At 71.4% G+C, this 22,574-nt stretch carries 21 protein-coding genes; 8 read left to right on the forward strand and 13 right to left on the reverse strand.

Annotated features, from left to right (window positions below; translation table 11 throughout):
- From VEC03_RS05695 to VEC03_RS05720, 6 genes are all read right to left on the reverse strand, one after another.
- Positions 1–685 (reverse strand): Hpt domain-containing protein (locus tag VEC03_RS05695; RefSeq protein ID WP_324913420.1); only part of this gene is annotated, 685 nt, incomplete at its 3' end.
- 25 nt (positions 686–710) lie between these two features.
- Positions 711–2,348 (reverse strand): methyl-accepting chemotaxis protein, encoded by a 1,638-nt coding sequence (locus tag VEC03_RS05700; protein WP_324913422.1) that lies wholly within the window; start codon positions 2,346–2,348, stop codon positions 711–713.
- Positions 2,349–2,362: 14 nt separating this feature from the next.
- The gene (locus VEC03_RS05705; protein ID WP_324913424.1) at positions 2,363–2,914 is read right to left on the reverse strand and encodes a chemotaxis protein CheW; all 552 of its coding nucleotides are present in this window, start codon (positions 2,912–2,914) and stop codon (positions 2,363–2,365) included.
- On the reverse strand, positions 2,911–4,305 hold the full coding sequence (locus tag VEC03_RS05710; RefSeq protein ID WP_324913426.1) for a CheR family methyltransferase: 1,395 nt from the start codon (positions 4,303–4,305) through the stop codon (positions 2,911–2,913). Before VEC03_RS05710 ends, VEC03_RS05705 begins: the two co-directional genes overlap by 4 nt.
- Positions 4,298–4,738, reverse strand: coding sequence for a chemotaxis protein CheW (locus VEC03_RS05715; protein WP_324913428.1), 441 nt, complete (start codon positions 4,736–4,738; stop codon positions 4,298–4,300). Before VEC03_RS05715 ends, VEC03_RS05710 begins: the two co-directional genes overlap by 8 nt.
- A 151-nt stretch (positions 4,739–4,889) precedes the next feature.
- The gene (locus VEC03_RS05720; protein WP_324913430.1) at positions 4,890–5,303 is read right to left on the reverse strand and encodes a YbaN family protein; all 414 of its coding nucleotides are present in this window, start codon (positions 5,301–5,303) and stop codon (positions 4,890–4,892) included.
- 126 nt (positions 5,304–5,429) lie between these two features.
- Here VEC03_RS05720 and VEC03_RS05725 point away from each other — a divergent pair, with 126 nt between their 5' ends.
- Entirely contained in the window at positions 5,430–7,580 is a 2,151-nt protein-coding gene (locus VEC03_RS05725; RefSeq protein ID WP_324913432.1) for an FUSC family protein, read from the forward strand.
- Positions 7,581–7,602: 22 nt separating this feature from the next.
- Positions 7,603–8,142 carry a peptide deformylase gene (def, locus tag VEC03_RS05730; RefSeq protein WP_324913434.1) on the forward strand — a complete coding sequence of 180 codons (540 nt, stop codon included), beginning with the start codon at positions 7,603–7,605 and terminating at the stop codon, positions 8,140–8,142.
- 12 nt (positions 8,143–8,154) lie between these two features.
- On the opposite strand, the gene VEC03_RS05735 is transcribed toward def, so the two are convergent.
- Both VEC03_RS05735 and map read right to left on the reverse strand, forming a co-directional pair.
- A complete protein-coding gene (locus VEC03_RS05735) occupies positions 8,155–10,815 on the reverse strand; it encodes a [protein-PII] uridylyltransferase (RefSeq protein WP_324913436.1) in 2,661 nt (886 codons plus the stop codon).
- Between the two features lie 81 nt (positions 10,816–10,896).
- On the reverse strand, positions 10,897–11,700 hold the full coding sequence (gene map / locus VEC03_RS05740) for a type I methionyl aminopeptidase (protein WP_324913438.1): 804 nt from the start codon (positions 11,698–11,700) through the stop codon (positions 10,897–10,899).
- 125 nt (positions 11,701–11,825) lie between these two features.
- Between map and purL the strand changes: the two genes are divergently transcribed.
- The 4 genes from purL (at position 11,826) to VEC03_RS05760 (ending at position 18,035) form a co-directional block, all read left to right on the forward strand.
- On the forward strand, positions 11,826–15,929 hold the full coding sequence (purL, locus tag VEC03_RS05745; protein ID WP_324913439.1) for a phosphoribosylformylglycinamidine synthase: 4,104 nt from the start codon (positions 11,826–11,828) through the stop codon (positions 15,927–15,929).
- A 65-nt stretch (positions 15,930–15,994) separates the two neighbouring features.
- A complete protein-coding gene (locus tag VEC03_RS05750) occupies positions 15,995–16,834 on the forward strand; it encodes a DUF2189 domain-containing protein (RefSeq protein ID WP_324913441.1) in 840 nt (279 codons plus the stop codon).
- 239 nt (positions 16,835–17,073) lie between these two features.
- Positions 17,074–17,265 carry a hypothetical protein gene (locus tag VEC03_RS05755; RefSeq protein ID WP_324913443.1) on the forward strand — a complete coding sequence of 64 codons (192 nt, stop codon included), beginning with the start codon at positions 17,074–17,076 and terminating at the stop codon, positions 17,263–17,265.
- A gap of 32 nt (positions 17,266–17,297) precedes the next feature.
- Positions 17,298–18,035 carry a heparan-alpha-glucosaminide N-acetyltransferase gene (locus VEC03_RS05760; RefSeq protein ID WP_324913445.1) on the forward strand — a complete coding sequence of 246 codons (738 nt, stop codon included), beginning with the start codon at positions 17,298–17,300 and terminating at the stop codon, positions 18,033–18,035.
- 128 nt (positions 18,036–18,163) lie between these two features.
- On the opposite strand, the gene VEC03_RS05765 is transcribed toward VEC03_RS05760, so the two are convergent.
- Genes VEC03_RS05765 through VEC03_RS05785 form a run of 5 tightly spaced genes read right to left on the reverse strand, consistent with a single transcriptional unit; the run spans position 18,164 to position 21,684 of the window.
- On the reverse strand, positions 18,164–18,943 hold the full coding sequence (locus VEC03_RS05765; RefSeq protein WP_324913447.1) for a peptidylprolyl isomerase: 780 nt from the start codon (positions 18,941–18,943) through the stop codon (positions 18,164–18,166).
- A 41-nt stretch (positions 18,944–18,984) separates the two neighbouring features.
- Positions 18,985–19,251 carry a BolA family protein gene (locus VEC03_RS05770; protein ID WP_324913449.1) on the reverse strand — a complete coding sequence of 89 codons (267 nt, stop codon included), beginning with the start codon at positions 19,249–19,251 and terminating at the stop codon, positions 18,985–18,987.
- A gap of 2 nt (positions 19,252–19,253) precedes the next feature.
- Complete coding sequence (locus tag VEC03_RS05775) at positions 19,254–19,790, reverse strand: septation protein A (RefSeq protein ID WP_324913450.1); 537 nt, start codon at positions 19,788–19,790, stop codon at positions 19,254–19,256.
- Positions 19,787–20,197, reverse strand: coding sequence for a peptide-methionine (R)-S-oxide reductase MsrB (msrB, locus tag VEC03_RS05780; protein WP_324913452.1), 411 nt, complete (start codon positions 20,195–20,197; stop codon positions 19,787–19,789). Before msrB ends, VEC03_RS05775 begins: the two co-directional genes overlap by 4 nt.
- Entirely contained in the window at positions 20,194–21,684 is a 1,491-nt protein-coding gene (locus VEC03_RS05785) for a protein adenylyltransferase SelO (protein ID WP_414708462.1), read from the reverse strand. The genes msrB and VEC03_RS05785 overlap by 4 nt, the downstream gene beginning before the upstream one ends.
- 181 nt (positions 21,685–21,865) lie before the next feature.
- On the opposite strand from VEC03_RS05785, the gene VEC03_RS05790 reads away from it, so the two are divergent.
- Positions 21,866–22,210, forward strand: coding sequence for a hypothetical protein (locus tag VEC03_RS05790; RefSeq protein WP_324913454.1), 345 nt, complete (start codon positions 21,866–21,868; stop codon positions 22,208–22,210).
- Positions 22,210–22,566 carry an N-acetyltransferase gene (locus VEC03_RS05795; protein ID WP_324913456.1) on the forward strand — a complete coding sequence of 119 codons (357 nt, stop codon included), beginning with the start codon at positions 22,210–22,212 and terminating at the stop codon, positions 22,564–22,566. Before VEC03_RS05790 ends, VEC03_RS05795 begins: the two co-directional genes overlap by 1 nt.
- Positions 22,567–22,574: the final 8 nt, after the last annotated feature.

Below are 22,574 nucleotides of genomic sequence, written 5' to 3' on the forward strand. Positions count from 1 at the left end.
CCCAATCCTGCACCGCTTCCGGATCCGACGCGCCCCATCTAGAGCGGAAACGGTCCGATGAGGCCAGGGCTGCCTCCAGCTGCGCCAGCTGCTGGGCCGCACCGGCCTTGGCGGCCACCAGCTCCTCGACCTGGTACAGCAGCCGCGCCAGGCGCTCCACGCCGATACGCACGGTCGGTTCGAAGTGCGGTGCTTCGGTCGTTGCCGCAGGTGGCGCCGCTGGGGCGGGGGCCGCGGCCGACGGGGCGGGTGTTTCGGGAGCTGCGGCTGCCGGAGCCTGCGACGGGCCGGCCTGCTCGAGCTGCTCCAGCCGCGGCAGCAGCTCGGCCATGGCGCCTGGCGGGCCGGCTCGCTCCACCAGCACCCGGGCGAGGGCCGCCACCGTGTCCTGCAGGGCGTCGGCCAGCTCCATCGACCAGGCCAGCCGGCCGCGTTGTACGCCGGCCAGCAGGTTCTCGGCCGCGTGGCACACCGACTCCACCAAGTGCTCGCCCACCGCGCGCGCCGCGCCCTTGAGGCTGTGGGCGGCGCGGAACAGGGCCTCGAGCGGCTGGCCCGCTTCGTTGCCGCCGCCCGCCTGCTCGAGCTGCGCCAGGCACACCTCCATCCGGCGGACGTGCTCGACCGCCTCGGCCTGGAAGATGGCCGCCAGCTTGCGATCGAAGTGCGGGTCGGGGTTGGGCATGGCGCAGCAGGGTGCGGCGGATCGGCTAGACGCGGAACTGTTCCACCACGCCCTTGAGCCGCAGCCCGAGGTTCTTCAGTTCGTGTGCCGCGGCCTCGCTCTGCCGGCTGGCCGCCACGTTCTGCGCACTGGCCTGGTTGATGTTCTGCATCGCGTAGGCGACCTGGTCCATGCCGATGGCCTGCTGCTGGGCCGAGGCGGCGATCAGGGCGGCGGACTGGGCCGACTCGGCGATGGTATCGGTCATCGAGCGGATCGAGCGGGCTGCCTTTTCCGACAGCTCGGCCCCGGCGCTCACCGCCTTGCCGGCCTGCTCCATGTCGAGCACCGCCGCGCTGGTCGCCTTCTGGATGTCGCCGAGCAGGGCGCGGACCTGCACGGTCGCCTGCTTGGACTGTTCGGCCAGGCTGCGGATCTCCTGCGCCACCACCCGGAAGCCGCTGCCTTCCTCGCCGGCACGCGCGGCTTCGATGGCGGCGTTGACGGACAGCAGGTTGGATTGGTCGGCCAGGTCGCTGACGGTGGCGATGATCTCGCCGATGGCCGTGCCCTGGTCGGCCAGCCGGATCACGCTGCCGGCCATGGAATCCATCTGCTGGCGGATCTGCTGCATGGCCTGGATCGATTCCTCCATGGCCTGCAGGCCCGCCTGCGAGGCCTCGACCGAGCGCTGGGCGGCACCTTGCACGTGCGTCGCCTTGTCGGAAGCCACCTGGGCCGTCTGCTTGACCTCCTCGGCCGTGGCCGAGGTCTCGGCCACCGCGGAAGCGGTCTGGGCGGAACTGGCGGAGACCTGCGCGGTCGACGCCGAGATTTCGCTGGCCGAGGAGCCCAGCACCCCGACGCCGTCGCTGATCTCGCGCATCACCTGGCGCAGCCGCTCCACCATCTGGGCGAAGGTACGGCTGAGCACGCCCATCTCGTCCTTGCGCGCATGCGTGCGCAGCTCCACCGTGAGGTCGCCGGCGGCGATCCGCTCGGCGGCGTCCGACAGTTCGCGCAGGGGGCCGGCCAGTATCCGGGTGAGCAACACGGTCAGGGCCAATCCCCCCAGCATCGCCAGCGCGGCGATCAGGACCAGCCAGCGCATTGCGGTGGTGGCCTGCCGCTCCGATTCGGCCACCGCCTCCGCGGCGCTGCGCGTGGCGTGGGCGATCAGCTGGTCGACCAGGGCCCCCATCTGCTGGTCGCGCTGCAGCTGCACCCCGGTGAACAGTTCCCGCGCCTCGTCCGTGCGGCCCTGGTCCAGCAGCGGCAGGATCTGCTGCGTGCGCAGCTGGTAGGAGGCCTCCCGGATGGCCTCGAATTCGCGCAGCAGGTTGCGCTTCTCGTCGATGCTGCCCCTGCGTGCGCTGACCCGTTGCAGCTCCGCCTGGACCTCGCGGCTCTTGGCCAGGATCCGGTCCTGCAGGTGCTCCTTGCGCACGTCCTTGCTGGCGACCATCAGCAGCGCCATGCTGGCATTGATGGCGTTCTGTTCCGCGCGGATGTCCTTGAGGGCGACCATGGTCGCCAGCTCGACGTCCACCAGGTCGCGCTGCGACTGCCGCATCGCGGACAGCGCCACGTAGGCGAACACGATGGCCGCCGCCGCGCACAGGCTGGTGAGGGTGAAGGCGATGAACAGCTTGGTTCGGGTGGGGAGGTTCAGGTAACCCTGCATCGGCGTTGTCCCTGTCATTGGAAGTGGTGGACCGGCGGACCGGGTGGCGTAGCGGCGGAACGCCCCGGCAAGGACAGCAGGCGTTCGCCGTCGAGGACGACGAGTCCGGCGGCAGTCACGCCGCGCACGATGTCCGGCCGCCAGTCGTGCAGGGGCTGGCCGCGCCGCACCGCCTCCTCGGGCAGGACGGACGGCAGCCCGTGGACCGCGGTGATGGGGACACCGAATTCGGCCTCGTGGCGGCCGAGCACCAGCAGCAGCCCCGGCGCGGGCGAGCGGTCGGATGCGTCGGCGTCCAGGCCGGGCATGTCGATCACGGGCAGCATGCGGCCGCGCAGCTGCACCAGCCGCACGGAGGGCTGCCCGGGCAGCGGCACTGCGTCCTGCAAGGGCCGGACCTCGCGCACCCAGCGCAGCTCCAGCGCGCAGCGATGGCCGGCCACGCTGAAGTCGAGCATCTCCACGCCGCCGGCTTGCGCCGTCGTGCGCGAGCGGGCCAGCGCGCGGGCCCGCTGGCGCAGCACCGATGCCTCGAGCGCGGCGTCCATCTCGTCCCCCGGCTTCACGTTCCCGCCTCGGTATTCCGGATCACGCCTTCGAGCTCGCCGGCGGTGAGGCCGCCGCTGCCTTCGAGGGGGTGGTCGGGTGCGCAGCGGGCCAGCCGGCTGCGGGCATGGGCCAGGTGGCGGCGGCCGGCCTGCGTCTCGCCCTGTCGCAGCGCCAGGCTGCCCAGGGTGAACCGGGCCAGCACGTGGTCCGGATCGAGGTAGAGCGTGCGCTGCAGGGCGGCCATCGCTTCGTCGATGGCGCCGCGCTCGTGCAGGATGGTGGCCAGCAGGTGGGTGGCTTGCGGATCCAGCTTGTCCTGCTCGATCGCCAGCCGGCACAGCTGCTCGGCACGGGCGAGGTCGCCGGCGTCGGCGTGACCGCGCGCCTGCAGCACCATCGGGATCGCGGGCGTCGGCGCTGGCGCCTCGGGGGCCAGCGGCGTGGCCGTCGATACGGCCGGACGCGGGTGCGGAGCCCGCTGGATTCTCGGACTCACCGACAGGGGACGGGCGGGCTTGGAAGGTTGGGCGTGCTCCGGCGAAGCGGACTCGCGGGAGGCGGAGCCCGAACGGCGCAGCGCCGTCAGCCCGCCCGTGATCTCGGGCTCCAGGCCGGGCAGGCCGGGGCGAGGCAGTTCCACCGGGCCGGTGACCAGCCAGCCGCCGGGGACCAGCGCGGCACCCAGCCGCTCCAGCACCGCGCGCGCCCGGGCCGGTTCGAAGTAGATCAGGACGTTGCGGCACAGCACCAGGTCCATGGACAGGGTCTGGGACGTCGCGGACGGATAGCCGTCGCCGGCGAGGTTGAGCCGGGCGAACCGGACCAGGGGGCGCAGTTCCGGCGCCACCTCGGCGCCGCCGTCGGCGCCGGGCCGCAGCCATTCGCGCGCCAGCGGCGGAACGCCGCTGCGGATCGACCAGCGGCCGTAGCGACCGGCGCGTGCCTTGCGCAGCGCCGACGCGTTGAGGTCGGTGGCGAGGATGGAGATGTTCCACTCGCGCCAGTCGGGCAGCAGGCTGGCGACCAGCATGGCCAGCGACCAGGCCTCCTCGCCGGTCGAACAGGCGGCGCTCCACAGCCGCAGGTGGCGCGAGCCGTCGCGGCGCGCCGCGACCAGCGGCCGGAGCACGTGCGTCGCGAGGTCGTCGAAGACCTGCGGGTCGCGGAAGAAATAGGTCTCGCCGACCGCCAGGCATTCCGCCACCACCTGCCAGCCGCCATCGGCCAGTCGCGACGACAGGATGGCATCGGCGCAGGCCTGCGCATCCGCCAGCCCCAGGCGTGCGGCCGCCGACGCCAGGCCGCGCTCGAGGTCGGGCCAGCGGCGCGGCCCGAAGTGCAGACCCAGGCGCGACTCCAGGCGGCGGCTGACGCCGGCCCAGGGCAGGGTGGCGGCGGTGTCAGCCATGCTCGGAAAGGGCGAAGGCCGCGGCGCGTTCCAGGGCGAGCACGTTGCGGAGGTCCTGCAGCAGGAGCGTGCCGCGCTCGTCGGCAGCGACGCCGCGAAGGCCGAGCGCACGCAGGCCGACCGAGTCGGCATGCGCGATCGACTGCGGAACCAGGGTGCCGATCACCTCGTCGACCCGGAAGGCGCAGCGCGCGTCCGCCCGCGCGAGCAGGAAGCGGTCGCTGGCACGAACGGGTTGCCCGGGCAGGCCCAGCATGCGGTGGGTGTCGAACAGCGCCACCGGCTCGCCGGCGACGTCGATGGTGCCCATCAGGCAACCCGGGGCAGCGGGCACCGCTCGCACGGCAACGGCCCGGATGGCGTGGTCGATGTCGTGAAGCGGGAAGCCCACGCGCAGGTCGCCAACGGCGGTTTCGATGTAGACGTCGTTCAAGGACCGGCAAGGGAGCGGAGGTCGCCCCGGCTGTGGCGGGAATGGTAGAGGCAGGGCCCCCTGCTGCACAGTGCAGACATTCACCTAATACGAATCGGTACGGCGGCCGGCGCGAGGGGCCGGCCCCGAGAGACGGGCCGCCGGGCCCCGGTCAGCCGGGTTCGGGGAAGGACTCCGGTCGCTGCCACAGCCAGGCCAGCACGCCGGCCATGATGGCGATGGCGAGCAGGATGAACCAGCGCGGACCGACGATCGCCAGCATGAGGACCGCGCTGGTCGCCATCAGCACCGTGGCCAGCCACTTGGACTTGCGCGCCACCACGCCGCCGCGCCGCCAGTCCGAGATGGCCGGCCCGAAGCGCGGGTGGTTCTCCAGCCATTGCAGCAGCCGCGGCGAGCTGCGCGCCGCCGCCCACGCCGACAGCAGGATGAAGGGGACGGTCGGCAGCACCGGCAGGAAGATGCCCACGATGCCCAGCGCCAGGCTGGCCAGGGCCAGCGACAGGTAGAACCAGCGCATCGCGCGGGACGGGGCAGGGCGGGTGCCGGCAGAGGGTTCGGCCATGAGGCCCGATTGTGATGGCGCGCGTACCATCGCCGGCCATGCCCGGAAGTCCCGCCACGCGCACCGGTTCCGTCCCCATCCCTGCGACCGCCGCGGTTGCGGCGGTCCTGCACTGAGGGACCGGGCTTGGCACCGGCACTGCGCGTCGCCCTCGGCCACCAGGTCCTGAACGGCATCGCCGCCGCGCTGGGCCTGCTGTTCGTGACCGTGCTGGTGCGCGCACTGGGCAACCCGTGGGCGGCCTCGGTGGCGGCCGTGGGCGCCATCGTCTGCATCCCGCCGGACACCGCGGCACCGCTGCGCGGCAAGCTGCTGCACCTGCTGCCAGCGGCGCTGTTCGGGGTGCCGCTGTTCATGGCGATGCAGCTGCTCAAGCCCTACCCGCTGCACCTGGCCCTGCTGCTTGTGCCCGCGACCTTCGTGGCCTTCCTGGCCGGCGCCTGGGGACGGCGCGGCGCGCCCCTGGCGATCTCGTTCATGTTCGCGATGGTGTTCTCGATGGCGGTGGCGGCGGGCAGCGGGCTCGACTGGGCGCTGGTGGCCGGCGGCTGGTTCGCGCTGGGCGCGGCCCTGTACATCGCCTGGGCCGTGCTCGCCAATGCGGTGCTCAACGCGCGCTACCGCAGCCAGATCCTGGCCGACACCCTGCTGGTGATGGCGGCCCTGATGCGCACCCAGGCCCGCCAGCTGGCGCCGGCCGCCGAAACGGCGCCAGGGGCGCAGCCGCTGATCGGCCGGCTGATGCAGCAACAGGCGGCACTGGCCGACCAGCTGCAGGCGGCGCGCGACCTGGTGCTGGAAGCCCCGCGCACCCCGCGGCGGCGCCAGCTCGCCGGGATGCTGCTGCACATGCTGGAGATGCGCGACCACCTGCTGGCCAGCGAGCTCGACCTGGACACGCTGCGCGCCAGCCCCGACCAGGCCGGCGCCCTGGAGGACCTGCGCCGCGAACTGGTCGCCCAGGCGGACGCGATCGAGGCCGTGGCCGACGCGCTGCTGCTCGGCCGGCTGCCACCGTCGTTCGCGTCCCCAGATCCCCGGTCGGCGCTGGTCGACGCGGAGCCCGGCGAGCCGCCGCAGGTCGCGCTGGCCCGCTCGCTGCGCAACCGCATCGGCCGGCTGCACGAGGAGACCCGGCAGCTGGTGGCGCTCGCGCGCGGCGAGGTGCAGGCCGACGTGGCCGTGGTGCGCACGGCCTGGCGGCTGTTCGTCAGCCCGACCAGCTGGTCCTGGAAACCTTTGCGAGTGCTCCGGCGCTGGGACGCGCCGCTGCTGCGGCATGCGCTGCGGGCCGCGCTGGCGATCGCCTGCGCCTATGCGCTGACCTTCGTGCTGCCCTGGAAGGCGCACGGCTACTGGCTGCTGCTGACCATCGTGGTGGTGCTGCGCGGCAGCCTGGCGCAGACCCTGGAGCGGCGCAACAGCCGCGTGGCGGGGACCGTGCTCGGCTGCGTCATTGCCGGCGCATTGCTGTGGGCCGACCCGCCGGCCTGGTCGCTGCTGCTGGTGCTCAGCGCGGCCCAGGCGGTCGCCCATGCCTTCGCCCTGCGCAAGTACGTCGTCACGGCGGTGGCCGCCACGATCCTGAGCCTGCTGCAGGCGCACATGCTGGGCCTGGGCGCCAACCCGGTGTTCGACGTGGCCGAGCGCATGGCGGACACGGTGCTGGGCGTGGCGATCGCCTGGCTGTTCGCCTACGTGCTGCCCACCTGGGAACGCGGCCAGCTGCCGGCCCTGGTGCGGCGCACGCTGCTGGCGCAGGGCCGCCATGCCCGCGAGGCGCTCGGGCTGGCGCAGCTCGATGCGGTCGACGACGAGCCGGAACTGGGCTGGCGGCTGGCGCGGCGCGAAGCCTACGACAGCCTCTCGGCGCTGGTGCAGGCCACCCAGCGGGCGCTGGTCGAGCCGCGGGCCGTGCGGCCGCCGCTGGACGCGCTGGAGCGGCTGCTGGCCCACAGCTACCTGCTGCTGGCGCAACTCACCGCGGCCAAGACCGTGCTGCTGCGCCGCGAGCGGCTGGACAGCGAGCGGCTGCGCCCCATCCTGCGCGCGTCGGCCGAGGGCGTGGGCGAGACGCTCGCCGCACCGGTGCCTTCCGCCGCACCGGGCCCGGCCGAGGAGGCTCCGCTGCCGGAGCCGCCCCCGGTGCCGGAAAGCGGCCATGACGACCTCACGCCCTGGGTGGAGCGCCGGCTGGCGCTGGCCGACCGCGCGGCGCGGCAGGTACAGCGGGACGCCCACGCGGTGCTGGCCGAGCTGGCCGCGTCGGGGCGTTGACCGCGCGGCTATCCTCCGTGCCATGACCGTGCGAGAGATCCTGAAGATGGGCGACCCGCGCCTGCTGCGCGTGGCCCAGCCGGTGGCCGCCTTCGATACCGACGAGATCCACCGGCTGGTGGCCGACATGTTCGACACCATGCGCGCTGCCAGCGGCGCCGGCCTGGCCGCGCCGCAGATCGGCGTCGACCTGCAACTGGTGATCTTCGGCACCGACGCGCCCAATCCGCGCTACCCCGATGCGCCGCTGGTGCCGCGCACCGTGCTGCTCAACCCGCGGATCACGCCGATCGGCGACGAGGAAGAGGAGGGCTGGGAAGGCTGCCTGTCGGTGCCCGGCCTGCGCGGCCTGGTGCCGCGCTGGAAGGCGATCCGCTACACCGGTTTCGACCCCTACGGCGACCCGATCGACCGCACGGTGGACGGCTTCCACGCCCGCGTGGTACAGCACGAATGCGACCACCTGGTGGGCAAGCTGTACCCGATGCGCATGCGCGACTTCACGAAGTTCGGCTTCACCGAGGTGCTGTTCCCCGGCATGGACGCCGGCGCGGACGACTGAGGCGGCGCCGCGTCAGCCTTCCAGCGCCTGCAGCAGCTCGGTCTCGATCGCGATCTGCCCGCGGTTCTGCTGCAGCTCGGCACCGTCGACCAGGAAGGTGTCCTCCACCCGTTCGCCCAGGGTGGTGATCTTGGCCAGCTGCAGGTTGATGCGGTGCCGGGCCAGCACCAGCGCGATCGAATAGAGCAGGCCCAGCCGGTCGTTGGCCGAGACCGTCAGCAGCCAGCGCTGGGCGCGCTCGTCGGGAGTGAGCTGCACGCGCGGGGTGATGGGGAAGCTCTTGACCCGGCGCGAGACCCGGCCGCGGCTGGGCGGCGGCAGCGGGCCGGCCCGCTCCAGCGCCTGCTCCAGCCCCGACTCCACCATGCTCGTGAGCTCCCGGTAGTGCTCCGGCAGCATGGGCGTGACCACCTGGAAGGTGTCCAGCGCATAGCCGTTGGTCGCCGTGTGGATGCGCGCGTGCAGGATGGAGAAGCCGGCCTGGTCGAAATAGCCACAGATGCGCGCGAACAGGTCCGCCTGGTCGGGGGCGTAGACCAGCACCTGCAGGCCTTCGCCCAGCGGCGACAGGCGGGCGCGCACGACCGCGCGGGCGCTGCCCACGTGGCGCGACAGGTGGCGCGTGTGCCAGGCGATCTCGCTGGCGTCGTGGCGCATGAAGTAGCCCACGTCCAGCGTGTCCCACAGCTTGCGGTGGGCCTGGTGCGGCAGCGCGAACAGCTGCAGCTGCACCAGCGCCTCGCGCTTGCGCGCCTCGATCTCGGCGGCCGGGTCGGGCGTGTGCCCGCCCAGCGCGCGCAGCGTGGCGCGGTACAGGTCCTCCAGCAGCTTGCCCTTCCACGCGTTCCAGACCTTGGGGCTGGTGCCGCGGATGTCGGCCACGGTCAGCAGGTACAGGGCCGTGAGGTTGCGCTCGTTGCCCACCTTGGCGGCGAAGGCGGTGACCACGGCCGGGTCGCTCAGATCCTCCTTCTGCGCGATGCGGCTCATGGACAGGTGTTCGCGCACCAGGAATTCGACCAGCCGGCAGTCCTCGGCCGGGATGGCGTGCTGGCGGCAGAACTGCCGGACCTCGCGCGCGCCCAGCTCGGAGTGGTCGCCTCCGCGGCCCTTGGCGATGTCGTGGAACAGGGCCGCCAGGTACAGCACCCAGGGCCGGTCGAAGCCGGCCGCCAGCTGCGAGCAGAACGGGTACTCGTGGGCGTGCTCGGCGATGAAGAAGCGCCGCACGTTGCGCAGCACCATCAGGATGTGCTGGTCCACGGTGTAGACGTGGAACAGGTCGTGCTGCATCTGGCCGACGATGCGGCGGAACGTCCACAGGTAGCGCCCCAGCACCGAGGTCTGGTTCATCAGCCGGAAGGCGTGGGTGATGCCCGAGGGCTGCTGCAGGATGGCCCGGAAGGTGGCGTGGTTCACCGGGTCCTTGCGGAAGCCGGCGTCCATCACGCCGCGGGCGTTGTACAGGGCGCGCAGCGTGCGCGCCGACAGGCCCTTGGCGCCCACGGTGGTCTGGTAGACGAGGAAGGTCTCCAGCACCGCGTGCGGGTGCCGCTCGTACAGGTCGTCGCTGGCCACCTCCAGCATGCCGGCCTTCATCGAGAAGCGGGCATTCAGGGGCACCGGCTCCTGGCCGCTGGGGACCAGCCGCTCCTCGATGTTGAGCAGCAGGATCTGGTTGAGCTGGCTCACCGCCTTGGCGGCCCAGTAGTAGCGCTTCATCAGCGACTCGCTGGCGCGCTGCAGCAGGCGGCCACCGGCGGTGCGGGTGCGCCAGCCGAAGGCCTCGGCGACGGCGGTCTGCAGGTCGAACACCAGCCGGTCCTCGCGCCGCCCGGCGATCGCGTGCAGCCGGGCGCGGACCAGGCGCAGCAAGGCCTCGTTGCGCTCCAGCTGCTGCGCCTCCAGCGGCGTGGCCAGGCCGTTGGCCGCCAGCTCGGACCAGCTCGCGCCGAAGCCGGCCGCCTTGGCCACCCACAGGATCACCTGCAGGTCGCGCAGGCCGCCGGGCGACTCCTTGCAGTTGGGCTCCAGCGCATAGGGCGTGTTCTCGAAGCGGTTGTGCCGCTGGCGCATCTCCAGCGTCTTGGCGACGAAGAAGGCCCGCGGATCCATCGCCTGTTCGAAGCGCGCGCGGAACTGGTCGAACAGCGCGCGGTCGCCGGCCAGGCGGCGCGCCTCCAGCAGCGAGGTCTGGATGGTCACGTCGGCGGCGGCGGTGTCCAGGCACTGCTGCACCGTGCGCACGCTGGAACCGATCTCCAGGCCGCTGTCCCAGCATTGGCGGATGAAGGCTTCCAGGCTTTCCTGGAGCGCGGGGTCCTGCTCGGGGTCGGCGCCTTCGGGCAGCAGCACCAGCACGTCGACGTCGGAGTGCGGGAACAGCTCGCCGCGGCCGTAGCCGCCGACCGCCAGCAGGGCGGTGTCGCGGGGCAGCTGCGCGTCGCGCCACAAGCCCTGCAGCGCGGCGTCGACGTGGCGGGCGAGCCGCCGCAGCACGGCGCCCACCGAGCGGGTGGGCCGGGCGGGATCGAGCAGGGCCTGGTCGATCGCCGCCTTCTGGGCCTTCAGGCGCTCGCGCAGGACGGCGGCCAGGGGCTGGTCGTCCGCTTCGCGCAGCCGGTCGCCCGCCGGTCCAGGCCTGTCTTTCGCCGCGGTCGGCACGTCAGTCATCCTCGGCCCCTCGGGTCATCCTCCTCCCCCTTCGCCAACCTCCGCGAAGAAGGAGGATCCAGGCGGGCGCCCATTCGCGCCTCAGCCGTTGACGAAGGCGGGCGGCGGCGGGCTGCCGGCGGACAGGGTCAGCACCTCGTAGCCGGTCTCGGTGACCAGGATGGTGTGCTCCCACTGGGCGGACAGCGAATGGTCCTTGGTCACGATGGTCCAGCCGTCGTTGCCCAGTTCCTTCACCTCCTTGCGGCCGGCGTTGATCATGGGCTCGATGGTGAAGGTCATGCCGGGGCGCAGTTCCTCCAGCGTGCCGGGCTTTCCGTAGTGGAGCACCTGCGGCTCCTCGTGGAAGTTGCGCCCGACGCCGTGGCCGCAGAACTCGCGCACCACCGAGAAGCCGTTGCGCTCGGCGAACTGCTGGATCGCCCAGCCGATGTCGCCCAGCCGCGCCCCCGGCTTGACCTGCACGATGCCGTGCCACATGGCGTCGTAGGTCAGGTTCACCAGGCGCCTGGCCGCGATGGACGTGTCGCCGACGATGAACATGCGGCTGGTGTCGCCGTACCAGCCGTCCTTGATGACGGTGACGTCGACGTTGACGATGTCGCCCTTCTTCAGCGGCTTGTCGTTCGGGATGCCGTGGCACACCACGTTGTTGACCGAAGTGCACAGCGAAGCGGGATAGGGCGGATAGCCCGGCGGCTGGTAGCCCAGCGTGGCCGAGGTGGTGCCCTGCTTCTTCATGCATTCGGCGGCCAGCTCGTCGATCTGCCGCGTGGTGATGCCCGGCTTGATGTGGGGGGTCAGGAAATCCAGCACCTCGGCCGCCAGCCGGCCCGCCGTGCGCATGCCCTGGATGCCTTCGGCGTCCTTGTACGTGATGCTCATGCCTCGAATTATTCCAGAGGGGTCGCGCGGCCGCAGGCGACGCCGGCCCGGCCGGTAAAATCGAAGGCCTTCAGGCGCCGCCCCAGTCAGCGGCGGCGCTCCTGCTTCCCACCACAGGTTTCACAGTGACCCTGCACATCTCCGAGTTCGAGGGCGGGCGTGCCCTCAGCCCCTTCCGTGTCCAGCAGTTCCTGCCGCGGCTGCAGGCGATCCATGACCGGGTCAGCGGGCTCTCGGCGCGCTTCGTGCACCTGGCAGCGTGGGAGCAGGCGCCCTCGGCGGCCGACCGCGAGCGGCTGGCCGCGCTGCTGGCCTACGGGGAACCGTTCGAGGGCGATGCCTCGGGCACGCTGTTCGTGGTGACGCCGCGGCTGGGCACGGTCTCGCCCTGGGCCTCCAAGGCCAGCGACATCGCGCACAACTGCGGCCTGCCGGTGCGACGCATCGAGCGGGCGGTGGAATACCGCGTCACGCTCAAGTCTTCGCTGCTGGGCAAGGCGGCGGAGTTGTCGGCGGCCCAGCGCGAGGCGATTGCGGCGCTGCTGCACGACCGCATGACGGAGAGCGTGCTGCCCGACCGGGCGTCCGCGCACCGGCTCTTCACCGAGCTGGAGGCCACGCCCATGGAAGCGGTCGACGTCCTGGCGGGCGGCCGTGCCGCGCTGGAGCGGGCCAACGTCCAGTTCGGGCTGGCCCTGGCCGAGGACGAGATCGACTACCTGCTGGAAGCCTTCCGCGGGCTGGGCCGCAACCCGACCGACGTCGAGCTGATGATGTTCGCCCAGGCCAACAGCGAGCACTGCCGGCACAAGATCTTCAACGCCGTCTTCACCATCGACGGCGTGCCGCAGGACAAGAGCCTGTTCGGCATGATCCGCCACACCCACCAGTCGCATCCGCAGCACACCATCGTCGCCTACGCGGACAACGCCTCGGTGATGGAGGGCTCCCGGGTCGAGGCCTTCCTGCCGCTGCGCGGCGACGGCCCCTCGGCCTACCAGCGCCGCCCGGCGCTGCACCACGTGCTGATGAAGGTCGAGACGCACAACCACCCGACGGCGATCTCGCCCTTCCCGGGCGCGTCCACCGGCGCCGGCGGCGAGATCCGCGACGAGGGCGCCACCGGGCGCGGCGCGCGGCCGAAGGCCGGCCTCACGGGCTTCACCGTCTCGCGCCTCTGGGACAACCCGAACGGCCGGCCGGCGCACATCGCCAGCCCGCTGCAGATCATGACCGAGGGCCCGCTGGGTGGCGCCGCCTTCAACAACGAGTTCGGCCGGCCCAACCTGCTGGGCTACTTCCGCGAGTACGAGCAGGTGGTCGACGGCGTGGTGCGCGGCTACCACAAGCCCATCATGATCGCCGGCGGGCTGGGCAGCATCGAGGCCGGCCAGACCGCCAAGGAGCGCTTCCCGGCCGGCACCCTGCTGGTGCAGCTCGGCGGCCCCGGCATGCGCATCGGCATGGGCGGCGGCGCCGCCAGTTCCATGGCCACCGGCGCCAACGCGGCCGAGCTGGACTTCGATTCGGTGCAGCGCGGCAACCCCGAGATCGAGCGCCGGGCGCAGGAGGTCATCAACCACTGCTGGTCGCTGGGCGAGGCCAATCCCATCCTGGCCATCCACGACGTGGGCGCGGGCGGACTGTCGAACGCCTTCCCGGAGTTGACCCACGACGCCGGCCGCGGCGCCCGCTTCGACCTGCGCCGCATCCCGCTGGAGGAATCCGGCCTCGCGCCCAAGGAGATCTGGTGCAACGAGAGCCAGGAGCGCTACGTGCTGGCGATCGCGCCTGCCTCGCTGGAGGCGTTCCGCGCCCTGTGCGAGCGCGAGCGCTGCCCGTTCGCGGTGGTGGGCGTGGCGACCGAGGAGCGGCAGCTGGTCGTGGGCGAGGTGGACTTGCGGGCGACCCTTGACGCCGAAGTGCCTTCTCTCCTTCCCCCTTTGGGGGAAGGTCGGGATGGGGGCATGCGCAGCGCCACTGGCGTGCCCCCACCCCAACCCTCCCCCAGCGGGGGAGGGAGCCAACCCGCCCTCGCCGTCGACATGCCCATGGACGTGCTGCTCGGCAAGCCGCCCAAGATGCACCGCGACGTGCGGTCGGTGCAGCGGACCTCGCCGCCCATCGAGCTCACCGGCGTGTCCCTGCAGGACGCCGCGATCCAGGTGCTGTCGCATCCCACGGTGGCGTCCAAGCGCTTCCTGGTCACCATCGGCGACCGCACGGTGGGCGGCCTGTCGCACCGCGACCAGATGGTCGGCCCCTGGCAGGTGCCGGTGGCCGATTGCGCGGTCACGCTGGCCGACTTCGCGGGCTTCGCCGGCGAGGCCATGAGCATGGGCGAACGCACGCCGCTGGCCGCCACCGATCCCGCCGCCTCGGGACGCATGGCGGTGGCCGAAGCCATCACCAACCTGCTGGCCGCGCCCATCGAGCTGCCGCGCGTGAAGCTGTCGGCCAACTGGATGGCCGCCTGCGGCGAGCCCGGCGAGGACGCCGCGCTGTACGAGACGGTGAAGGCGGTGGGCCTGGAGCTGTGCCCGGCGCTGGGCATCTCGATCCCGGTCGGCAAGGACAGCCTGTCCATGCGCACCCAGTGGCAGGAGGGCGGGCAGGCGAAGAAGGTGAGCTCCCCGGTGAGCCTGATTGCCAGCGCGTTCGCCACCGTGGCCGACGTGCGGGGCACGCTGACGCCGCAACTGGATGCCAGCGAAGAGACCACGCTGGTGCTGGTCGACCTGGGCAAGGGCCGCCATCGCATGGGGGGCAGCATCCTGGCCCAGGTGCTGGAGCAGCCCGGCGGCGAGGTGCCGGACCTGGACGATCCGCAGGACCTGGTGCGGCTGGTGGATGCCGTCAATGCGCTGCGGGCCCAGGGCCGCATCCTGGCCTACCACGACCGCAGCGACGGCGGCCTGTTCGCCGCCGCCTGCGAGATGGCCTTCGCGGGCCACGTGGGCATCGCGCTGAACGTGGACCTGCTGGTCACCGAGGGCGACGGCATCGCCGACAGCCGCGCCGAGTACGGCGACGCCAAGAACTGGGCCGGGCAGGTCGGCGCCCGGCGCGAGGAGCTCACGCTCAAGGCGCTGTTCAGCGAGGAGCTGGGCGTGCTGCTGCAGGTGCGCAGTGCCGAGCGCAACGCCGTGATGCAGGTGCTGCGCGAGCACGGGCTTTCGAAGCACAGCCATTTCGTCGGCCAGACCCGCCCGGCCTCGTCCGCCATCGACAAGGGCAAGGGCGAGGTGCAGGTCTGGCGCGACACCAAGGCCGTGTTCAGCGCCAGGCTGGCCGACCTGCACCAGGTCTGGGACAGCGTGAGCTGGAAGATCTGCCAGCAGCGCGACAACCCCGAGGGCGCCGACAGCGAGCATGCCCTCGCTGGCGATCCGGCCGATCCCGGCCTGCAGTTCGCGCCCAGCTTCGACCCGCGCGAGGACGTGGCCGCGCCCTTCCTGAACCTGGCACGCCCCAAGGTCGCCATCCTGCGCGAGCAGGGCGTCAACTCGCACGTGGAGATGGCGTACTGCTTCGACCTCGCCGGCTTCGAGGCGGTGGACGTGCACATGACCGACCTGCAGTCCGGCCGGGCCGAGCTGCCGCAGTTCAAGGGCTTCGTCGCCTGCGGCGGCTTCAGCTACGGCGACACGCTGGGCGCCGGCATCGGCTGGGCGCGCAGCATCACCTTCAACCCGCGCCTGTCGCAGCAGTTCCAGGCCTTCTTCGATCGCAAGGACACGTTCGCGCTGGGCGTGTGCAACGGCTGCCAGATGCTGGCCGAGCTGGCCGACATCATCCCGGGTGCGCAGGCCTGGCCACGCTTCACGACCAATCGCAGCGAGCGCTACGAGGCGCGGCTGTCGCAGGTGGAGGTGCTGGACTCGCCCAGCCTGTTCTTCGCCGGCATGGGCGGCAGCCGGCTGCCCATCGTGGTGGCGCACGGCGAGGGCTATGCCAACTTCGCCCATCGCGGCGACCCGGAGCGGGCGATCGCGGCCATGCGCTACGTGGACCACCACGGCCAGCCCACCGAGACCTATCCGCTCAACCCCAACGGCAGCCCGGGCGGGCTGACGGCGGTGACCACCGCCGACGGCCGCTTCACGGCCATGATGCCGCACGCCGAGCGCGCCTTCCGCAACATCCAGATGTCCTGGACCGGCGGCGACAAGTCCGACTTCAGCCCCTGGCTGCGGATCTGGCGCAATGCCAGGAAGTGGGTCGGATGAGCCCAATGCCCCAGTGGGGTAGGTCCCGATAGAAGGACCCGCAGCGCCGAGGGTCGAATGCAGGGATGACGTCCCTGCAGCCGCCCGCGTCGGAATCCGCCGAGTCCGCCGTGCCGCCCCGGCGCCAACTGCGCGCGGTCGCGTTCGACCATCCCTTCCGCTGGCTGGCCCGCGGCGCCCGCGACCTGCGGGCCGCGCCCGCCATCTCGCTGTTCTACGGCCTGTGCTTCTGGGGCATGGCGCTGCTGCTGGGCGCGGTGTTCCGGCGCATGCCGGAGTACACGCTGTCCTTCGTCTCCGGCTGCTTCCTGCTCGGACCCTTCCTGGCCATGGGGCTGTACGAGGTCAGCCGCCGGCGCGAGCAGGGGCTGCCGCAGGACTTCGCGGCTTCGCTGACCTGCTGGGACCGCCACCTGGGGAGCATGGGGCTGCTGGTGCTGGTCCTGCTGCTGCTGGAACTGCTCTGGGGCCGCGCCTCGCTCGTGGTCTTCGCGGTGTTCTTCGACACCGGCATGCCGACCACCGCGTCGGTGCTGCAGGCCGTGTTCAACCCGCGCAACTGGCAGTTCGTCGCGGTCTATGCGCTGGTGGGCGGCATCTTCGCCGCCCTGGTGTTCTCCACCTGCGTGGTGTCCATCCCCATGATCCTGGACCGCGATACCGACGCGATCACGGCCGGCCTCGCCAGCATCCAGGCCGTGACCGGCCGCACCGGCCCGCTGCTGCTGTGGGGCGCGCTGATCGTCGCCGTGCTGGTGGGCGCGATGCTGCTGCCCTGGGCGGTCGGCGTGCTGGTCGCCGGGCCCTGGCTGGGGCACGCCAGCTGGCACGCCTATCGCGGGTGCTTCGCCTGGGAAGCGCCTGCAGCGGGCGTGGCAGGCGCCACCGGCCGGCCGATCGCATAGGGCAGCGCCTCTTGACCGCCTCCCAGGCGGCTTGTTGAATGTCAAGCCTTCCCGCCCGCTCCGGGCCACGGAAGTCCAGCCGGCAGGAAAAGGGGCGAACGATGTTCAAGCTGTTCAAGCGCGCGGAACCCGTGGCCAAACCCTCGCGGCCCGCGCAGGCGCGAGGTGCGGCACCCGCGACCGCGGTCCCGGTTCGTCGCCACGGTGCCGTTGACAGGGCACCGATCGCGCCCCTGCCCATGTCCACGATGGAAGTCCGGGAAGACGACGACGAGTCGGCCTGGGACCTGTGGGAGCAGTCCAACTTCCAGCTCGACAGCCAGATGGGCGGCCTGTCCCCGTCCGACTCCGTGCGGGTGCGCGATGACCGCCCCAGCCAGGCCGCCGACCTGGACGATCCCTTCGCCCGCGTCGGCAAGCACCACCGCTGACGGCGCCGTCCGCGCCCCTACACTCGGGCGCGATGCCTACCGGCCGCTACGACCGAATCGATGCCCTGCGGGGCGCCGCCATCGCCTGGATGACGGCCTATCACTTCGGCTTCGACCTCAACTACTTCGGCTGGATCCGCCAGGACTTCTACCGCGACCCGGTCTGGACCTGGCAGCGCACGGCCATCGTCAGCCTGTTCCTGTTCTGCGCCGGCCTGTCGCAGGCGGTGGCGCACGCGCAGGGGCAGCGCTGGCCGCGCTTCTGGCGGCGCTGGGCCCAGATCGCCGGCTGCGCGCTGCTGGTGACGGCGGGTTCGTGGCTGATGTTCCCGCGCAGCTACATCTTCTTCGGCGTGCTGCACGGCATCGCGGCGATGCTGGTGGTGGTGCGGCTGACGGCCGGCTGGGGCCGCTGGCTGTGGCCGGCCGGAGCCCTCGCGATCGGGCTGGCATTGGCCGCACCGGCGGCGCACGCGGCCTGGCCGTCGCTGGATTTCCTGAACCGCGCCCCCTTCCATTGGCTGGGCCTGGTCAGCCGCAAGCCCGTCACCGAGGACTACGTGCCGCTGTTCCCCTGGCTGGGCGTGATGTGGTGGGGCATGGCGGCCGGGCAATGGCTGCTGGCGAACCGCCCGCAGCTGGTGCAGGGCCGCCTGCTGCCGCAAGCCCGCGCGCTGGCGTGGATGGGACGCTGGAGCCTGTCCTGGTACATGCTGCACCAGCCGGTGATGATCGGGGTGCTGGCGGGGGTGACGGCGGTGTTGCGGTAGGGGGGGTCGTCATGCCCGCGAAGGCGGGCATCCAGGGCTTCCGACTTACTGGCGCCAATGGAAAAGCGGCCTTCCGGCCGCCCTCTGGATCCCCGCCTTCGCGGGGATCGAATAACTCGCTGCGCTCGTTATTCGACCTTCGCGCTACCCCGCAGGTCCTGCTGGAACTTCGCCAGCTTCTGCTGCTGCAGCGACTGGGCGATCTGGGGCTTGATGTCGTCCAGCTTGGGCAGCTGCGCCTCGCGCACGTCGTCCAGTCGGATCACGTGCCAGCCGAACTGGGTCTTGACCGGCTGCTGGGTGAGCTGGCCCTTGGTCAGCTTGACCATGGCGTCGGAGAACTCGGGCACGTAGCTGGCCGCGGTGGCCCAGTCCAGGTCGCCGCCGTTGGCGCCGGAGCCGGGATCCTTGGACTGCTTCTTGGCGATGTCCTCGAACTTCTGGCCCTTCTTGAGGCTGGCGATGATGGCCTTGGCCTCGTCTTCCTTCTCGACCAGGATGTGGCGCGCCTTGTATTCCTTGCCGCCGTTGGCCGCCACGAACTTGTCGTACTCGGCCTTGATCTCGGCGTCGGTCACCGGGTTCTTCTTCTGCTGGTCGGCGAACAGCTCGCGGATCAGCAGCGTCTGGCGGGCCAGTTCCATCTGGTTGCGGAAATCGTCGCTGCCCTCCAGGCCGCGCTTCTGCGCTTCCTGCATGAAGACCTCGCGCGCGATGACCTCTTCCTTCAGCTGGGCGGTGACCTCCGGCGTGACCGGGCGCCCCGACTTGGCGAACTGGGCGGCCAGCGCCTCCACCCGCGCGGTGGGGACCGGCTTGCCGTTGACGACGGCGACGTTCTGCGCAGCGGCGGGCAGGGCGGCGCACAGGAAGGCAGCGGCGGCGGCCGCCAGGAGTTGCTGTTTCATCGGGGGGTCCCTTTCAAAAGGGTCTCTGGAAAGCGGGGATGTCAGGAGGTTTCGATGGCCAGGGCGTGGATGCCGGCGTCGATGAAATCTCGCAGCGCATCATACACAAGGCGATGACGCGCCACCGTGGCCTTGCCGTCGAACAGCGGGGAGGCGATCCGCACCCGGAAATGGGTGCCGACACCGGTGCCGTCCTGGCCGGCGTGGCCCAAGTGCTGGATGCTCTCGTCGATCACCTCCAGCCGGGTCGGCGACAGGCGTTCGGCCAGCCGCTGCTGCAGCGCTTGCGCGGTGATGCCGGTGCCCATGGCTACTCCGTCTCCGTCTTCGTGAACCGCGACAGGTAGGCCGCCTGGGCCAGCACGAAGGCGATCATCAGCCCCAGCCCGCCGAACAGCTTGAAGTTGACCCAGGTGTCGGTCTCGAAGGTGAAGGCCACCCACAGGTTGATCGCGCCCATGGCGGCGAAGAAGGCCACCCAGCTCCAGTTCATCACCCGCCATGCGGGCTCGGGCAGCGTCATCTGGGCGCCCATCAGGGACTTGAGCAGGTTGCGGCGGAACACCAGCTGGCCGGCCGCGAGCACGCCGCCCATCAGCCAGTACAGCACGGTGGGCTTCCACTTGATGAAGTCCTCGTTGTGCGCCAGCAGCGTGGCGCCGCCGAACACCACGATCACGCCCAGGCTGAGCCAATGCATGGGCTCGACCTTGCCGGTGGACCAGCGCACCCAGGCGATCTGCGCCACCGTCGCGGCGATGGCCACGCCGGTGGCCACCCAGATGTCGAACAGCTTGAAGGCGACGAAGAAGACGACGATGGGCAGGAAGTCGATCAGCAGTTTCATTCGGTCTTCTGGAAGTCCAGCGAGGCGGAGTTCATGCAGTAGCGCAGGCCGGTGGGCGCCGGGCCGTCCGGGAATACGTGGCCCAAGTGCGCGCCGCACTGCGCGCACACGGTCTCGGTGCGGATCATGCCGTGGCTGGTGTCGCGGATTTCCTTGATGGCGCCGGGCACCGCCTCCGAAAAGCTGGGCCAGCCGCAGCCGGCATCGAACTTGGTGACGGAATCGAACAGCTTGTTGCCGCAGCAGATGCAGTGGTAGCTGCCGTCGGCCCACACGGCTTCGTACTTGCCGGTGAACGGGCGCTCGGTGGCGGCATGTCGCGTCACCTCGAAGGCGCCGGGCTCGGCGCCCTTGCGCGCCAGGATCGCCTTCCACTCGTCGGCGGTTTTCTGAATCGGGTAGTTCATGAGGAGCAACTGATCTCGATGCGGGATGCCCAGTCGGGCGGGAAGCCGGCCAGTGCCTCGTGGGCCGGGTGTTCGTCGAAGGGCGACTGCAGGACCGCGAGCAGCTCGGCCACGCCGCCGAAGTCCTTCTGTTTCGCCCGGGCGATGGCCAGCTCGGCCAGGTGGTTGCGCAGCACGTACTTGGGATTGGTCCGCAGCATCGCAAGGCCCGCGGCTCGACGGTCGGCCGGCAGGCGGGGCGCGTAGTCTAGCAACCAGGCGTCGAAGGCCTCCCGGTCGGGGAACAGGTCGCGCACCGGCTCCAGCGGGCCGCCGGCCACGTGCTGCGACAGGCGCCGCCAGAAGATCGTGTAGTCGACGCTCCCCTTGGCCAGCAGCTGCAGGATGCCTTCGATCAGGGTGCGATCGCCCTCCTGGGCATCGGCCAGCCCCAGCTTGGCCCGCAGGCACGACTCCAGCTCGCGCGGGAACACGGCCTTGTACGACTCCAGCGCCGCCAGCGCAGTCTCCTCGTCGCCGATCAGCGGCAGCAGGGCCTGGCCGAGGGCGAACAGGTTCCAGTAGGCCACGTTGGGCTGCCGGTTGTAGGCATAGCGGCCCGTCTCGTCGCTGTGGTTGCAGACGTGGTTCGGGTCGAAGGCGTCGAGGAACTGGAACGGACCGTAGTCGATGGTCAGGCCCAGGATGCTCATGTTGTCGGTGTTCATCACGCCGTGGCAGAAGCCCACGGCCTGCCACCGGGCCAGCAGCGCCGCCGTGCGTTCGCTGACGGTTTCGAGTAGGGCGGCGTAGGCGTTGCCACCGAAGCGTCCGCTCGTGCGGCATTCGGGGAAGTGGCGGGCTATCACGTAGTCGGCCAGCCGTCGCAGTTCCTCGTCCTGCCCGCGCGAGGCGAAGTGCTCGAAATGGCCGAAGCGCACGAAGCTGGGCGACACCCGCATCACCACGGCGGCGGTCTCGACCGTCTCGCGCCGCACCGGTGCGTCGGCGCCGGTGACGCTCAACGCACGGGTGGTGGGAATGCCCAGCCCCTGCATCGCCTCGGAGCACAGGAACTCGCGGATGCTGGAGCGCAGCACCGCGCGTCCGTCGCCCATGCGCGAGTAGGGGGTGCGGCCGCTGCCCTTGAGCTGGAGTTCCTGGGCGCCGTCGGCCGAATCGAGGTCGCCGAGCAGCAGCGCGCGCCCATCGCCCAACTGGCCGGCCCAGACACCGAACTGGTGGCCGCTGTAGACACTGGCCAGTGGGCGGGTGCCGGCGATGGCCAGCGAGCCGGTGAGGGCGCGCACGCCTTCGTCGCCGGCCAGCAACGCGGGGTCCAGCCCCAGCGCCTGCGCGAGCGGCTCGTTCAGGCCCACCAGGTAGGGATCCGGCAGCGGGAGCGCGGGGAGTTCGGTGTAGAAGGCCGGGCCCAGCGACGCGAAGCCGTGCCGCCAGTGCACGCCCAGGTCCAGTTCGCGCGGGGGCGCGTCGACCATGTGGTTCATGCGCCATTGTCCCCGGGCACGGTCGTCCGCGCGGGCGTGGGGGGACTTCCCGGCCGAGGCGGGGCTGGGCGCCGCAAGGATGCGGTAGGCATTTCGCCTATGGCACGGCCGTTGACAGCGCCCGGATAATTCCCTAGCTGTTGAGCGCGCCCCGCCCCGGCGGCGCCCAGGGAGGAAAACAATGAGCAACATGTCCGTGGCCGCACCTGCGGCCCACAGGGTTTCCGATGCGCCCGCGACGGCATCCCCGCACCTGCACGCCCCGGCCGTGGCGCCGCGCGAGATCGCCATCGACGAGCTGGAGATCCGCCCCCTGCGCCGCCCCGACGAGATCGCCCACGTGCTGCACCTGCGCGAGGAGATCCACCTTCCAGCGGCCGCGCTGGCCGATCCGGCCTTCGCGAGCCGGGAAAAAAAAGAGACCAGCACGGGTTCGTCGCCGGTTTCCTCTGGCGCGGCCACTGGATTGGAACCATTCGTCTTATTCCGCTCGGGCTCGGACTGGCGCCTTGCGAGAAGCTGCTGATGAAGCAGGGCGGGACGCCGCAGCCCATGCCGGCGGCCTGGGAGGTCGGCCGGCTGGTGGTCGCGCCGGAGTACCGGGCCGGCCCGGAAGCCCTCAAGCGATGCCTGTTCCTCACGCTGGCCCACCTGCTGGACCACCTGCAGGTGGAGAACCTGTTCGCCACCTGCACGCCGCTGCTGGGGCGCCTGTACCGCCGCTTCGGCTTCTCGGTGCTGCTCAAGGACGCCTTCGAGGGGGAGGACGGCAGCTATTCGCTGATCCACGGCGACGTGGCCACGGTGTTCCGGGCGTTGGCCGGCAGCGAGCAGGAGCTGGAGCACGCCCAGCGCCGGCTGGCCACCTTGCGGCTGCACTGATCGGAGCG

Source organism: Ramlibacter sp. (assembly GCF_035627355.1).
GTDB lineage: Bacteria > Pseudomonadota > Gammaproteobacteria > Burkholderiales > Burkholderiaceae_C > Ramlibacter.